Origin of the sequence: Pseudomonas sp. JUb42, assembly GCF_024807945.1 — a bacterium.
Classification (GTDB): domain Bacteria; phylum Pseudomonadota; class Gammaproteobacteria; order Pseudomonadales; family Pseudomonadaceae; genus Aquipseudomonas.
In genome coordinates this window covers 197,985-212,040 of sequence record NZ_JANUFD010000004.1, presented here as the reverse complement: position 1 = coordinate 212,040, position 14,056 = coordinate 197,985, and the positions used below count along the sequence as shown (strand labels likewise).

Annotated in this window: 13 protein-coding genes; 9 read left to right on the top strand and 4 right to left on the bottom strand. The window is 61.6% G+C overall.

Annotated features, from left to right (window positions below; all coding sequences use genetic code 11):
- Nucleotides 1–74: 74 nt before the first annotated feature.
- Together M2401_RS09915 and M2401_RS09910 are read right to left on the bottom strand one after the other, a co-directional pair.
- On the bottom strand, nt 75–395 hold the full coding sequence (locus M2401_RS09915) for a hypothetical protein (RefSeq protein ID WP_259102176.1): 321 nt from the start codon (nt 393–395) through the stop codon (nt 75–77).
- A gap of 168 nt (nt 396–563) precedes the next feature.
- Nucleotides 564–1,154, bottom strand: a complete 591-nt coding sequence (locus M2401_RS09910) for a cysteine hydrolase family protein (protein ID WP_259102173.1) — start codon at nt 1,152–1,154, stop codon at nt 564–566.
- Nucleotides 1,155–1,407: 253 nt separating this feature from the next.
- Between M2401_RS09910 and prmB the strand changes: the two genes are divergently transcribed.
- The 8 genes from prmB to M2401_RS09870 all read left to right on the top strand — a co-directional run bounded on the left by prmB (nt 1,408) and on the right by M2401_RS09870 (nt 10,768).
- Complete coding sequence (gene prmB / locus M2401_RS09905) at nt 1,408–2,316, top strand: 50S ribosomal protein L3 N(5)-glutamine methyltransferase (protein ID WP_259102171.1); 909 nt, start codon at nt 1,408–1,410, stop codon at nt 2,314–2,316.
- Between the two features lie 517 nt (nt 2,317–2,833).
- Nucleotides 2,834–3,571, top strand: coding sequence for a FadR/GntR family transcriptional regulator (locus M2401_RS09900; protein ID WP_259102695.1), 738 nt, complete (start codon nt 2,834–2,836; stop codon nt 3,569–3,571).
- Nucleotides 3,568–4,575, top strand: a complete 1,008-nt coding sequence (locus M2401_RS09895; RefSeq protein WP_259102168.1) for an ABC transporter ATP-binding protein — start codon at nt 3,568–3,570, stop codon at nt 4,573–4,575. Before M2401_RS09900 ends, M2401_RS09895 begins: the two co-directional genes overlap by 4 nt.
- The gene (locus tag M2401_RS09890) at nt 4,572–5,693 is read left to right on the top strand and encodes an ABC transporter ATP-binding protein (RefSeq protein WP_259102166.1); all 1,122 of its coding nucleotides are present in this window, start codon (nt 4,572–4,574) and stop codon (nt 5,691–5,693) included. Before M2401_RS09895 ends, M2401_RS09890 begins: the two co-directional genes overlap by 4 nt.
- Nucleotides 5,690–7,189, top strand: a complete 1,500-nt coding sequence (locus M2401_RS09885; RefSeq protein WP_259102163.1) for an ABC transporter substrate-binding protein — start codon at nt 5,690–5,692, stop codon at nt 7,187–7,189. Before M2401_RS09890 ends, M2401_RS09885 begins: the two co-directional genes overlap by 4 nt.
- 130 nt (nt 7,190–7,319) lie before the next feature.
- Nucleotides 7,320–8,264 (top strand): ABC transporter permease, encoded by a 945-nt coding sequence (locus tag M2401_RS09880; protein WP_259102162.1) that lies wholly within the window; start codon nt 7,320–7,322, stop codon nt 8,262–8,264.
- Nucleotides 8,264–9,148 carry an ABC transporter permease gene (locus tag M2401_RS09875; RefSeq protein ID WP_259102159.1) on the top strand — a complete coding sequence of 295 codons (885 nt, stop codon included), beginning with the start codon at nt 8,264–8,266 and terminating at the stop codon, nt 9,146–9,148. Before M2401_RS09880 ends, M2401_RS09875 begins: the two co-directional genes overlap by 1 nt.
- 24 nt (nt 9,149–9,172) lie before the next feature.
- Nucleotides 9,173–10,768 (top strand): gamma-glutamyltransferase family protein, encoded by a 1,596-nt coding sequence (locus tag M2401_RS09870; RefSeq protein WP_259102157.1) that lies wholly within the window; start codon nt 9,173–9,175, stop codon nt 10,766–10,768.
- A gap of 156 nt (nt 10,769–10,924) precedes the next feature.
- On the opposite strand, the gene M2401_RS09865 is transcribed toward M2401_RS09870, so the two are convergent.
- Complete coding sequence (locus M2401_RS09865; protein WP_259102154.1) at nt 10,925–11,722, bottom strand: hypothetical protein; 798 nt, start codon at nt 11,720–11,722, stop codon at nt 10,925–10,927.
- 115 nt (nt 11,723–11,837) lie between these two features.
- A complete protein-coding gene (locus M2401_RS09860; RefSeq protein ID WP_259102152.1) occupies nt 11,838–12,797 on the bottom strand; it encodes an alpha/beta hydrolase in 960 nt (319 codons plus the stop codon).
- 136 nt (nt 12,798–12,933) lie between these two features.
- Between M2401_RS09860 and aroC the strand changes: the two genes are divergently transcribed.
- Entirely contained in the window at nt 12,934–14,025 is a 1,092-nt protein-coding gene (gene aroC, locus M2401_RS09855) for a chorismate synthase (RefSeq protein ID WP_259102149.1), read from the top strand.
- Nucleotides 14,026–14,056: the final 31 nt, after the last annotated feature.

Sequence of the window (14,056 nt, the reverse complement as noted above, 5' to 3'; positions counted from 1 at the left end):
CGTAGCGGGCTAGTTTAACCGGGTCGTGGCGACCTGGGCGCAACTAAAACATCGGAGGGAGAGGCGGGTGGGGCTTAATCGTGCTTTTTCATCAAGTGCGGCGACAGGCTCAGATCGCCCTGACGACGCTGGCGGCGGCGACTGCGACGCCATATCCACACGCCTACGTACAGCGTAAACAGGCCACCGACGGCGATGACCGCCGCGCCAGCCGGGCTGGCATTGAGTTCGCCCAGGGCCTGGGGATGGCCGATCAGGCTGGAAACCCCGGCCACGATCAGCAGGATGCCGAAGGCTGCCAACAGTGCGGCGAAGGTCGCAACGATACGCATCCGCCAACTGCCGGAGCCCCTTGGGCGCAGGCGTCGGGCATCGAAACCATCGGATACTTTCATTTCGACTTTCCTCCAGATCTATCGGCGCTCTGACCGGGATATGACCCGGTGGTTCCCGTTTTTCCGGAGTCTGCGGGCAAATGCCGGGATTAACGGATAGGCGGTTATGTGAGCGGGTTCACATAACCTGCTGGCGGATACCATTGCCCGAAGTGCACGGGCATCGGTTCAAATCAGATCTTTGGTCAGGGCCAGGGTGGCAAAGTTGTCGGCCATGATTACCATTTCGGTCTGGTGTACGACTACGGCGCTGATCACCCCGCCTTTGTTCGGCAGGTCGCGGGTGGCGCAGGCATCTTCCACCAGGGTGCAGCGGTAGCCGTAGTCCTTGGTGGCGCGCACGGTGGTGCTGATACTCGAATGGCTCATGAAGCCACAGACGATCAGGTCAACGGTGCCGAGCTCCTGCAGCTTCTGGTGCAGGCCAGTGTCCTGGAAGGCGTTGGGCAGACGCTTTTCGATGACGTATTCACCGTCCACCGGCAGCAATTCGTTCATCAGCTCGCCGCGTTCGCCCTGAGGGTCGAACAGGCCGCCGACGGTGCCCAGGTGGCGAATGTGGATCACCGGGCGCTTGGCGGCGCGGGCGGCGTCGACCAGGCTGCGGATATTGGCGACGGCTTCATGGACGCCGGTCAGGGCCAGGGGGCCGCTGAGGTATTCCTTCTGGGCGTCAATGATGATCAGGGTGGCATGACTCAAATTGGCCGGGGCGTAACCCTTGCCGCTGAGTTGGAACATGGTCTTTAAATCGGACATCTGGGGCTCCTTTGAGTAGGGCTTTTGCCGCATTGTCCCCCGGCAGAGCTGTTCTGGGAATGGCAACGGTGATATCCCGCGTTTTTGTCGCAGCCAAGGCAGGCAAAAAAGCAGGTGATGGCGATTTGCTAGTGACGCGCCGGTGGACGAAACTAGCAGTTGCCGCGGCGGCAATCAATCATGCCATTAAGGCATCGTTTGTCGCTGGTCCGGCTGTTAGAATCGACTGTCGTTTTCTCCAAGGAGCTTGCCCGTGATCAATTCCCGTCTGCGCACCCTGCGTGACCACATTCGATGGGCCGTCAGCCGTTTTCATGAAGAAGACCTGTTTTTCGGTCACGGCACCGACAACGCCTGGGATGAAGCCCGGCAGTTGATTCTGGGGGCGTTGCACCTGCCTTGGGAAATCGCCGACAGCTATCTGGATTGCCGCCTGGAGGTTGACGAAATCGCCGACCTGCAGCGTTTGATTGCCCGCCGCGTCGACGAACGCGTGCCGACGCCTTATCTGCTGGGCGAAGCCTGGTTCTGCGGCATGTCGTTCATTGTCGACGACCGCGTGCTGATCCCGCGTTCGCCCATCGCCGAGCTGATCGAAAGCCACTTCGCACCTTGGCTGGACGGCGAGCCTGCACGCATTCTCGACCTGTGCACCGGCAGCGGCTGCATCGGTATCGCTTGCGCCGACGAGTTCCCTGAAGCCGAGGTGGTGTTGTCGGATCTGTCCTATGACGCCCTGGAAGTGGCCAACCAGAACATCGAGCGCCATGGCGTGGAAGGCCGGGTCTTTACCGTCCAGGGTGATGGCTTTGAAGGCTTGCCCGGCCAGCTGTTCGACCTGATCGTCTCCAACCCGCCCTATGTCGATGCCGAAGACTTCGCCGACATGCCAGACGAGTACCAGCACGAACCGGAACTGGCCCTGGCCTGCGGCGATGATGGCCTGAACCTGGTGCGCAGGATGTTGAGCGAGGCGGCCAACCACCTGACCGAGAAGGGCTTGCTGATCGTCGAAGTGGGCAATAGCCAGGTACATGTCCAGGCGCTGTACCCGGAAGTCGATTTCCACTGGCTGGACTTCCAGCGCGGCGGCCACGGCGTATTCATGCTCAGCGCGGCGCAATGCCGTGAGCATCAGGCGGTGTTTGCTGCGCGGGTTTGATGGGCACGAAATTTTTGGGCAATGAATTGTGGGAGCGAATCCTGTAAGGGACTGAATTCTATAGAGGAGCGGATCCTGCAAGGGAATGTGTTCTGTGGGAGCGAATTCATTCGCGAAGGCATTATTACAGGCGATGAAATTTATTGGATTTACCGGCCTCTTCGCGAATTCGCTCCCACAACTGCTTCCACAACTGCTCCCAATATTGATGCCTGCTCCGATGTTGGCGATGCGCTTTAACAATGCACCCGACCCATAATCAGGCATCTTGCTGATACCCCGCAAAAATTGGTTCGCCTGCCGCTGAACCAATCCTCCACCCCCTCCCGGACCAATCCCCCGAACCTTTGCTGATTGGCCCGAGCCACCTCGCTTACTCCTCCTCACCCGTCAGCAATGCTGCGAAAGCGGCTGAACCAATTTCCATTGGCATCGCTATTGCAGTCATCCTGACAGCGCAACGCGGTGTGCTGACCCGTGTTTGCAACGTTCTTAAAGCCTGTCACGAGAAACCATGATGCAAAGGTCCGAGACTGACGCCGATCACGACAACGCCTCCAGGCTGGCCCTTGATGCCCTGCGGCAGATGGTGGCCCAGCATGCGGCGTTCCCTCAGCGGCCATTGCCTACCGAGCGTGAGCTGGCCGTTGATTTCGGCGTCAGCCGCCGGGCTATCCGGCGGGCGCTGGCGGTGCTGGAAGCCGAAGGCCAGATCTGGCGTCGCCAGGGCAAGGGCACGTTTGTCGGGCCTACGCCGCCAAGCGCGGCAATGAGTTTCGCCAAATTATCGAGCCGGACCAATTTCAGCGAAGTGATGGAGGCCCGCCTGCACCTTGAACCTGCTCTCGCCTCATTGGCCGCCGTACGGGCCAGTGGCGATCAGATGGCCATTCTGCGGCGTCTTGCCGAGCGCACTAATCGTCAGCAGCACGCCACGGAAATCGATGCCGAAGCCATCGAGCTGTGGGACAGCGCCCTGCATCGCGGTATCGCCGAGGCCGCAGGCAACCGGCTGATGCTGGATATCTTCGAAATGCTCGACGCCATCCGCCTCGACCCGGCCTGGCGCGGTTTGCGCCAGCGGGCGCGCAATGCCGATCGCCTGGACACCTACAGCCATGACCACGACGACATCGTCGGCGCCATCGAAAGCCGTGACCCGGTCAAGGCCGCCTCCGCCATGCGCGGTCATTTACGCGCCTTGCAGCAGGCGCTGGACAACGTTATCCATCAGGACCTCGAGGCGAGCTTATGAGTCAGCAACAGCGAAACAGCTGCGGCCCGGTACTGAGCGTCAGCCAGCTCACCGTGCGTTTCAAGGGCGCACCGGCCAATGTGGTCGATGGCGTGTCCTTCTCGGTGCAACCGGGCAAGACCCTGGCGATTGTCGGTGAGTCCGGCTGCGGCAAAAGCGTCACCTCGATGGCGTTGATGGGGCTGTTGCCGGACACCGCCAGCGTCGAAGCCAGTGCTTCCAGCCTGTTGGATGAAACCCTGTTGGGTATGTCCGCCGAGCGTCTGCTCAATGTGCGCGGCAATCGCATGGCGATGATTTTTCAGGAGCCCATGACCTCCCTCAACCCGGTGTTCACCATTGGCGAACAGATCGCCGAAAGCGTGATGCGCCATCAGGGCCTTTCCAGCAAGGACGCCCGGCAACGCGCCTTGCTGATGCTGGAAAAGGTCCGCGTACCCGACGCCGCGCAGCGTCTGGATGCCTATCCCCATGAACTCTCGGGCGGCATGCGTCAGCGCGCGATGATTGCCATGGCACTCGCCAACGACCCGGCGCTGATCATTGCCGACGAACCGACCACTGCCCTGGACGTGACCATTCAGGCGCAAATCCTTGCCCTGGTGGCCAATCTGCAGGCCGAGACCGGCACATCAATGATCCTGATCACCCATGACCTCGGCGTGGTCGCCGAAGTGGCCGACGACGTCATGGTCATGTACGCCGGGCAAGTGGTTGAAAGTGGCTCGGTGAAGACCCTGTTCGATGATCCGCAACACCCTTACACCATTGGCCTGATGGGCTCGATGCCATCCATAGGCCCGCGCGAAGGGCGCCTTGCCACCATCAACGGTCGTGTGCCAACGCCGGCTGAGATGCCAGCGGGTTGCCGTTTCGCCGGTCGCTGCCCGTTCGTTATCGCGGCCTGCCGTGAAGCGCGTCCGCCGTTGCTTGAAGTTTCGGCAGGGCATTTCGCTGCCTGTATTCGCGTTCCTCTGGAGCAGCATCTTGGAGTCAGTGCATGAGCCAGCCCGAAAGCCATCCTGATCAGCGTCTTGATGTGCACAAGCCGATTCTGGAAAGCATCGCCCTGAGCAAGCATTTCAGCAGCGAAGCCGGTCTGTTTCAGCGCAAGAAGCCGCCTGTGCAAGCCGTCAACGAAGTGTCCCTGGCCGTGCGCCGGGGCGAGACCCTGGCGTTGGTGGGGGAGTCCGGTTCGGGCAAGTCGACCCTTGGCCGGCTGCTGTTGAATCTACTCAAACCCACTGCGGGCGACGTGATTTACGAAGGGCGCAACCTGGCCAATCTGCCGCCCGACAAGCTGCGTCAGGTACGGCGTGACTTGCAGATCATCTTTCAAGACCCCTTCGCCTCGTTGAATCCGCGCATGAGCGTCGAGGCGATTGTCGGCGAGCCGATTTGGCTGCACCGGGACGACAGCCGTAGCGCGCGGCAAGACAAAGTCGCCGAACTGCTGCGCACGGTGGGCCTGGCGCCGGAGCACGGCAGTCGCTACCCCCACGAATTTTCCGGTGGCCAGCGCCAGCGCATCGGCATTGCCCGCGCCCTGGCTTCCGAGCCACGGCTGATTCTCGGCGATGAGCCGGTGTCCGCCCTGGACGTTTCGGTACAGGCCCAGGTGGTCAACCTGCTGGAAGACCTCAAGCATCAGTTTGGCCTGACCCTGGTGATCGTTGCCCACGGCCTCGCGGTGATTCGTCACATGAGCGACCGGGTGGCGGTGATGTACCTGGGCGAGATCGTCGAACTGGCACCGGTCAACGAACTGTTCGAAACGCCTCTGCATCCCTATACCCAGGCATTGATGGCCGCCGTGCCAGTCAGCCATCCCGATCTGCGCCATCCGCGTCCGCTACTGGGTGGCGACATGCCAAGCCCGAGCAAACCGCCGGCGGGCTGCCGCTTCCACACTCGCTGCCCCCACGCGCGGCCGTTATGCCGCGAGGTCAAGCCGCTGTTCGAGAGCGTCGAAGCCGGGCGTCAGGTCGCCTGTCATTACTGGCGTGAGATCGCCAACGCCGGGGCCGGTTCACTGGTGGTGCCGACGCCAAGCGCGGCCTACAGCCAACGCCTGAATCTGTTCAAAAGCCATCAAGCCCTATCTCTGGAGAGTCAGCCATGAAGTTCGCACACCTGATGACAGGAACGCTTTTACTGCTCGCTGCCAATGCCGCTTTTGCCGAAACCACGCTGCGCATCGGCATTCAGGACGACCCTGATGTACTCGACCCGCATCGCTCGCGGACCTATTCGGGCCGCCTGGTCTACACCGCGCTGTGCGACAAACTAGTGGATATCAGCCCGAACCTGACCTACGTGCCGCAACTGGCAACCTCGTGGAGCTGGAGCGAGGACGGCAAGACCTTGACCATGATTCTGCGCGACGGCGTGACCTTCCACGACGGTGAGGTGTTCGACGCCGCTGCGGTGAAGTTCAACCTGGACCGCGCCCGCACACTGCCGGACTCGCTGCGCAAGAGCGAGCTGGCGTCGGTGGAGAGTGTTGAGGTGATCGATGCGAAGACGGTGGCGATCAAGGTCAAGCAGCCCGATGCCACACTGATCTCTCAGCTGTCCGACCGTGCCGGGATGATGCTGGCGCCGAAGGCCTCGGCCACTGAAGTGGGTTCGAAGCCGATCTGCTCCGGGCCGTACAAGTTCGTGCAGCGGGTCCAGCAGGACCGCATTGTCCTGGAGCGCTTTGACAATTATTGGAATAAGCAGGCCTACCACTTCGACAAGGTGATCTTCCTGCCGATTCCCGACACCTCGGTGCGTCTGGCCAACCTGCGTTCGGGTGACCTGGACATCATCGAACGCGTGGCGCCGACTGACGTGAAGACCGCCAAGGCCGACAGCAAGCTGCAGGTGTTCAACACCCCTGGGCTCGGCTATATGCAACTGATGTACAACACCGATAACGGCGAGAAATCCAAGACGCCGATGGGCCAGGACAAGCGCGTGCGCAAGGCTTTCGAGCTGGCCATCGACCGCGACGCGATCAATCAGGTGGTCTTCGAAGGCCTCTATGCACCGAGCGCCCAGCCATTCCCGAAAAGCAGCCCTTACTACGATAAGGACCTGCCGATCCCGACCCGTGACATCGAACAAAGCAAGAAACTGTTGGCTGAAGCCGGGGTCAAGCTGCCTCTGAGTGTCGAACTGAAAGTGGCCAATAATCCGATTGCGCAACAGGTCGGCCAGATTATCCAGGCGATGGCCGAAGAAGCGGGCTTCAAGGTCAACCTGATTGCCACCGAATACGCCACGCTGCTCAGCGAACAACAGGCCGGCAACTTCCAGATCGGCATGAGCGCCTGGTCGGGTCGGCCTGATCCAGACGGCGACATTCATCAATTCGTGACCTGTAAGGGCGGCCAGAACGACGGCCACTTCTGCGACCCGAAACTCGACGAGCTGTTGAACAAGGCACGTACGGTCAACGATCAGGCACAGCGTCAGGCGCTGTATTTCGAAGCGCTGCGCCTGCTCGCCAGCGACGTGCCGACCAGCTACCTGTATTTCGATCCGCGCATCATCGCCATGAAAAGCACTATCAGCGGGTTTGTGCCGAATCCGGATGGCCTGATTCGCCTGGCTGATGTGGCCTTCAAATGATTTGTACCCCGCATTGGGACCTTGTGGGAGCGTGGCTTGCCCGCGAACCGGTTTATCGGACGACATATCCGTCGTCTGACTTGACGCCTTCGCGGGCAAGCCTCGCTCCCACATCGGTAGAGGTATGCGCATGCTGACCTTCATCTTCAGACGCCTGTTCAGCGCCATCCCCACGCTGATCCTGGTCTCGCTGTTCGTCTTCACCCTGCAGAAACTGCTGCCGGGTGACCCGGTGCTGGCAATGGCGGGGGAGGAGCGCGACCCGGCGGTTATGGAATACCTGCGGGACAAATACCGGCTCAATGATCCGGTGCCGCTGCAGTACATCCATTGGGTCGGCAACGTGCTGCAAGGCGACTTCGGCACTTCGCTGCGTACCGAACAGCCGGTGACCACGCTGCTCGCCTCCAAGCTGCCGGTGACCATCGAGCTGGCGGTACTGGCCTTGATCATTGCGTTGCTGATCGGAATTCCTACCGGGGTGATTTCCGCCGTGCGCAAAGGCACGGCGGTGGATTACGGGGCCAATGTGGTGGCGTTGTCCGGCATCTCGATCCCGCACTTCTGGCTGGGCATTCTGCTGATCATGATTTTTGCCGTGAAGCTGCAATGGTTACCGGCGTCGGGCTTCGTGCCTCTTGCTGAGGACATCGGACAAAACCTTAAAACCCTGGTGCTGCCTGCTTTTGTGCTTGGTGCTGGACTGTCCGGGGTGCTAATGCGTCACACCCGCAGCGCCATGCTCGAGGTGCTGCGCGCCGATTACGTGCGCACGGCCCGAGCCAAGGGCCTGTTCCCGCGCACGGTGATTCTCAAGCATGCGCTGCGCAATGCGTTGATGCCCATCGTCACCCTGACCACTCTGCTGTTTGGCGAATTGCTGGGCGGCGCCGTGCTGACCGAGCAGGTCTTTAGCATTCCCGGCTTCGGCAAGATGATTGTCGATGCCGTGTTCAACCGCGACTACGCCGTGGTGCAGGGCGTGGTGCTGTGTGTCGCCATCGGCTTCTTGCTCCTGAATCTGCTGGCCGATGTGCTCTACCGCATGATCAACCCGCGCCTGAGGACTGCCTGATGACTTCGATCGCTCCGCTGGCGGCAAGGGCAACGGATATCGCCCTGAAACCCCGTACGCGTTCACCGTTCGTGCGCAAGTTCCTCGCCAATAAAGGCGCGGTGATTGGCACAGGGGTGTTGCTGGTATTCATCCTGGCCGCGCTGCTGGCGCCGTGGATTGCCCCTTACGACCCGCTCAAGGCCAATTTCCTCGCGGTGCGCAAGGCGCCGTCGCTGATGTACTGGCTGGGCACTGACGAACTGGGTCGCGACCTGTTTTCCCGCCTGCTGTGGGGCGCGCGCAGCTCGTTGCTGGCCGGGGGCGTTTCGGTGGCCATCGCCATGGTTATCGGCGTGCCCCTGGGCCTGATCGCCGGTTACTTCGGCGGCAAACTGGACGCGATCATTTCGCGGATCATGGAAGCGCTGCTGTCCTGTCCGTTCCTGGTGCTGGCAATCGCTCTGGGCGCGTTCCTCGGGCCGAGCCTGACCAACGCCATGATTGCCATCGGTCTGTCGGCCATGCCGATCTTTTCCCGGCTGACCCGTGGCCAGGTCCTGGCAATCCGCCATGAGGATTATCTGGAAGGCGCCCGGGCCATTGGCTTGCCGGATCGCTGGATCATCCTGCGCTACGTGCTGCCCAACGTGATGTCGCCGTTGGTGGTACAGGCGACCCTGACCATTGCCTCGGCCATTCTTGCCGAAGCCAGCCTGTCGTTCCTCGGCCTGGGCCAGCAGCCGCCTTCACCGTCCTGGGGCTCGATGCTCAATACCGCGAAGAATTTCATGGAGCAGGCACCGTGGATGTCGATTGCGCCGGGTGTGGCGATCTACATCACAGTCCTGTGTTTCAACCTCCTGGGCGACGGTTTGCGTGACGCCCTGGACCCTAAAAGCTGATCACTGCCCAAAGAGAGCTCTTTCATGTTCGATGATCTGGATTACAGCCAACCCTACGCGTCCGCCCGCTCGCCGGTGATGGGCAACAACATGGTCGCCTGCTCGCAGCCATTGGCGGCACAGGCCGGCCTGGACATGCTGCGCAAGGGCGGCAACGCCGTCGACGCGGCCATTGCAGCGGCCATGGTGCTGACGGTGGTCGAGCCGACCGGTTGCGGTATCGGCAGCGATGCGTTCGCTATCGTCTGGGACGGCAAAAAGTTGCAGGGTCTGAATGCATCCGGTCGCTCGCCACAGGGCTGGACACCGGCATTTTTCGACGGCCAGAAAGAAATGCCGCAGCGTGGTTGGGGCGCCGTGACAGTGCCCGGCGCGGTATCGGCGTGGGTCGCGTTGTCCGAGCGCTACGGCAAGTTGCCGTTTGCCACGCTGGCCGAGCCTGCCATCGGTTATGCCCGCGACGGTTATCAGGTCACGCCGATCATCGCCGAACTGTGGCGCCGTGGTGCCGGGCTGCTCAAGGATCAACCGGGCTTTGCCGAATGCTTCCTGCCGGGGGGCAAGGCGCCGAAGGCGGGCGAGAAGATCAAGCTCACCGATCACGCCAAGACCCTGCAATCGATCGCCGAGACCAAGGGCGAGTCGTTCTACCGTGGCGAACTGGCCCAGGCCATCATCGCCCACGCCAATGCCAACGGCAGCGTGATGAGTCTTGCGGATCTGGCCAGCCACAGCGTCGACTGGATCGAGACCCTGTCGGTGCCCTATGCTGGCGCCGTAGTGCACGAACTGCCGCCCAACGGCCAGGGCATTGCCACGCTGTCCGGCCTGACCATGCTTGAGGCGCTGGGTGTCGGTGAGTATCCGGTAGACAGTATCGCCACGGTTCATCCGGTCCTCGAAGCGATGAAGCTGGCCCTGGCCGACCTCAACGAACACGTGGCAGACAATGACCACATGCGTTTGCGCTCCGAACAGTTGCTCGACCCGACCTACCTGAAGGAACGGGCCGCGCTGGTCACCGAGCAGGCCGCCAACCCCGGCCACGGCTCACCGAAAGCGGGCGGCACGGTGTATCTGTCAGCGGCGGACGAGAGCGGCATGATGGTCTCGTTCATTCAGTCCAACTATATGGGCTTTGGTTCCGGTGTTGTCGTGCCCGGCACGGGGATCAGCCTGCAGAACCGCGGTGCCGGTTTCAGCCTTGATCCCGCGCATGTGAACGTCGTTGCGCCGGGCAAGCGGCCTTTCCACACCATCATTCCTGGCTTCGTGATGAATGCCGACGGCACGCCATTGATGTCGTTTGGGTTGATGGGCGGGCCGATGCAGGCTCAGGGGCACTTGCAGATGATGATGCGCATCCTGCGCTACAAGCAGAATCCGCAAGCCGCCGCCGATGCACCACGCTGGAGGCTCGAAGCCGGGCTGAAAGTCGCGGTGGAGCGCTCGTTTGACCGGCTGGTGGTGGAAGAACTGCGAGCCAAGGGGCACGACGTCGATATAGAAGAGCCGAGCGGGGTGTTTGCCTTTGGCGGCGCGCAGATCATTCAGCGCACCGCCCATGGCTATGTCGGCGGGACCGATCCGCGCAAGGATGGGTTGGTGGCGGCTTACTGATCTAACTGGACGTATCACAATTTGTGGGAGCCGCCTTGGTGGCGATCGAGTGCGCAGCGCTCGTAATAGCGTCAGTGACTGAACTGACGCAATCGCCAGCAAGCCGGCTCCCACAATGTCATTCCATTTCTGGCAGCTGTGTCATCCAGAAATCAATCAGCGATGCGTCGCAATCCAGATCAATAACCCGGCCTGGAACACCGCAAAGGTCACCAGGCAAGCGATGGTAAAGCGCAGGCTGCTGTCTTCGCGCTTGTACTTGCCGACCTTTTCTTCATGCTGGCGAATCTGGACTTCCTGTTCCTTCATGTTCTGTTCGGCTTTCTCGAGCATCTGCGAGGCTTCGAGAATTTCGATGATTTGCACCTTGTCGTTGTTCCAGGTGTTGTTCAGATTGCCAACCTGGACTTCCTTGACGCTGCCTTTAAGGTGCTGGGCATCGGCATAGCCGACCTCAAAACCACGGGTGCGCAGGAAGTGGTCGCGGCGCAGGCGGGTGTCTTCGTTGAGGCCGTCCTTGCTCGCCAGGTCAAAGCCTTCGATGCGATAGGTGGCCCAACGCTTTTGCGTCCAGTGGATGGCCTGGGCAATGAGGAAACGGCCGATACCACGGTTCCAGGGTTCGATCTGGATACCGGAGGCGGGGCCAAAGCTGACAATACGGGTGACATGATCGACCCACACATCCAGGGTGTTCTGTTCGCGGCGCACGCGCTGGCCCGGCAGCTGGATATTCATGCGCAGCAGGCTGGTTTCCTTGCTATGGCGCTCGGCCTTGCCGAACTGGACGAAACGCAGCGGTCGGCCACCGGTGGCCCGATCCGTCTGCAAGGGCGCCAGGCGCAGCATCTGGAAAATCTCGGGCTGCACGTCGTCCCACAGCTTGGGGGTGGCTTCTACTTCGGGTGTGGCTTCGGCTTCGGCGGTTTCGGTCATGGGATTTGCTTCAGTCATTAACGACGATCCTGTCCAAGGCATTACGGAGCAAACACGATGCCAGTTCCCCATTATCGGCCACGTTGGCGGAATCTGAAGGGCGCGCAGGTTTTGCTGGCGTCAAAAACTTTGCTCAGGCCGCCGGCAACGCACCGATAAAGCGCAGGATCCGCTCGGACAACTGGCTGGCCAAGGGTAGATCCGGATTCTTATAGGAGGCCAGTTGCTGTTTGATGTCATCGGGCACGATACGCATGACATGGTTCATGCCGTCGATCAGCGCCAGTTCGGCCTTGGGATTGGCCCTGTGCAACAGTTCGGCGTCCTGCACGCCGACTTGAATATCGTTGCGGCCCTGAATGATCAGTGCCGGGACGCGCAGTTGGCCGAACGCGGCCGCCGGGTCCTGGCGAAACAGCGAGATCAGGTACGGCTGCACACTGGGGCGGAACAGCACCTGCAATTCGTCCGGGACATTGTCGTCGGTCTTGCCCGCCTTGAGGCTGCTCAGCAATTGTTCACTGCGTTGCAGCAACGGCGGCGGCATGCGCTCCTTGAGCTGCTCGCGCAGGACCTGATCCACCGGACGACCGGTGCCCGCCACGGAAATTACCGCCGCCGCGCCGCTTTTTTCTGCCGCCAGGGTCGCCACCAATGCGCCTTCGCTATGACCCAGCAGGATCAGCGGGCCCAGGCGCGGGTCGGTCTTGAGTTTCTGGCTCCAGGCCACCGCGTCAGCGACGTAGTGGTCGAAGCTCAGGTTGCGCTCATCCGGGGTGGCGGGGTGACTGGCGGCCACGCCGCGCTTGTCGTAGCGCACGCTGGCGATGTTATTGCTGGCCAGCATCACGGCCAGGCGGCGCAGATTGTCGTTGCGCCCGCCATCGGGGTTGTTGCCGTCGCGGTCGGTGGGGCCGGAGCCGGCGATGATCAATACCACCGGCACCGGTTTGCTCGATTGCGGCAGCAGCAGGGTGCCGAACAGCTCGCCGCTGCCGGTGTCCAGGCTGATCGGCCGTTGCAGCACGACCGGGGCCGCCTGGGCCAGGCCAGTGACTAATAAAGGGAGGAGCAGGGCAAGCATGCGTAACATCGTAAGGCCACTATTTGCGGGAGTGCCGATTGGACGCGGCGCAACGCATAAGGTTCGAGGGTGAAGTCGATGATAAGCCCGCGTATACTTGTCGGCTTGTTTTTATCGATCTCGCTGATTTCTCGGAGCCTCCTGCATGTCCGGCAATACCTACGGCAAGCTGTTCACTGTCACCACTGCCGGCGAAAGCCATGGTCCGGCACTGGTTGCTATCGTTGACGGCTGCCCGCCGGGCCTTGAGCTGTCGCTGCAGGACCTGCAGATCGACCTGGATCGACGCAAGCCCGGCACCAGCCGTCATACCACCCAGCGCCAGGAAGCCGACGAGGTGGAAATCCTCTCCGGCGTCTTCGAGGGCAAGACCACCGGCACCTCCATCGGCCTGCTGATCCGCAATACCGATCAGAAATCCAAGGATTACTCGGCGATCCAGGACCTGTTCCGCCCGGCCCACGCCGATTACACCTACCACCAGAAGTACGGTGTGCGTGACTACCGTGGCGGTGGCCGCAGCTCGGCGCGGGAAACCGCCATGCGCGTGGCCGCAGGCGCCATTGCCAAGAAATACCTGGCGACCCTGGGCATTCAGGTGCGTGGTTACATGAGTCAGCTGGGGCCCATCGAGATTCCGTTCAAGACCTGGGATTCGGTAGAGCAGAACGCATTTTTCTGCCCGGACCCGGACAAGGTGCCGGAACTGGAAGCCTATATGGACCAGTTGCGTCGCGATCAGGATTCGGTCGGGGCGAAGATCACAGTGGTGGCCGAAGGCGTCATGCCGGGTCTGGGCGAGCCGATCTTTGATCGCCTGGATGCCGAACTGGCCCATGCCCTGATGAGCATCAATGCGGTCAAGGGCGTGGAGATCGGCGCCGGTTTCGCCAGTGTCGCCCAGCGTGGCACCGAGCATCGCGACGAACTGACCCCTGAAGGCTTCCTGTCGAACAATGCCGGCGGCATCCTCGGCGGCATTTCTTCCGGTCAGCCTATCGTCGCCCATCTGGCTCTCAAGCCGACGTCCAGCATCACCACGCCGGGGCAGTCCATCGACGTGCATGGCAACCCGGTTGACGTCATCACCAAGGGTCGTCACGACCCGTGCGTGGGTATCCGTGCCACGCCTATCGCCGAGGCGATGATGGCCATCGTGCTGCTCGACCATCTGTTGCGTCATCGCGGGCAGAATGCCGATGTGCGGGTGACCACGCCGGTGCTGGGGCAACTCTGATGGCCAGTGGCGTCACCACCGGCACGGTTTC

What these genes read in the sequence shown, in the direction of transcription:
- M2401_RS09870 (WP_259102157.1), top strand. Translation starts at nt 9,173, where the DNA reads ATGTTCGATGATCTGGATTACAGCCAACCCTACGCGTCCGCCCGCTCG.
- M2401_RS09900 (WP_259102695.1), top strand. Translation starts at nt 2,834, where the DNA reads ATGCAAAGGTCCGAGACTGACGCCGATCACGACAACGCCTCCAGGCTG.
- M2401_RS09865 (WP_259102154.1), bottom strand. Translation starts at nt 11,722, where the DNA reads ATGACTGAAGCAAATCCCATGACCGAAACCGCCGAAGCCGAAGCCACA.
- aroC (WP_259102149.1), top strand. Translation starts at nt 12,934, where the DNA reads ATGTCCGGCAATACCTACGGCAAGCTGTTCACTGTCACCACTGCCGGC.
- M2401_RS09915 (WP_259102176.1), bottom strand. Translation starts at nt 395, where the DNA reads ATGAAAGTATCCGATGGTTTCGATGCCCGACGCCTGCGCCCAAGGGGC.
- M2401_RS09910 (WP_259102173.1), bottom strand. Translation starts at nt 1,154, where the DNA reads ATGTCCGATTTAAAGACCATGTTCCAACTCAGCGGCAAGGGTTACGCC.
- M2401_RS09880 (WP_259102162.1), top strand. Translation starts at nt 7,320, where the DNA reads ATGCTGACCTTCATCTTCAGACGCCTGTTCAGCGCCATCCCCACGCTG.
- M2401_RS09875 (WP_259102159.1), top strand. Translation starts at nt 8,264, where the DNA reads ATGACTTCGATCGCTCCGCTGGCGGCAAGGGCAACGGATATCGCCCTG.
- M2401_RS09885 (WP_259102163.1), top strand. Translation starts at nt 5,690, where the DNA reads ATGAAGTTCGCACACCTGATGACAGGAACGCTTTTACTGCTCGCTGCC.
- M2401_RS09860 (WP_259102152.1), bottom strand. Translation starts at nt 12,797, where the DNA reads ATGTTACGCATGCTTGCCCTGCTCCTCCCTTTATTAGTCACTGGCCTG.
- M2401_RS09890 (WP_259102166.1), top strand. Translation starts at nt 4,572, where the DNA reads ATGAGCCAGCCCGAAAGCCATCCTGATCAGCGTCTTGATGTGCACAAG.
- M2401_RS09895 (WP_259102168.1), top strand. Translation starts at nt 3,568, where the DNA reads ATGAGTCAGCAACAGCGAAACAGCTGCGGCCCGGTACTGAGCGTCAGC.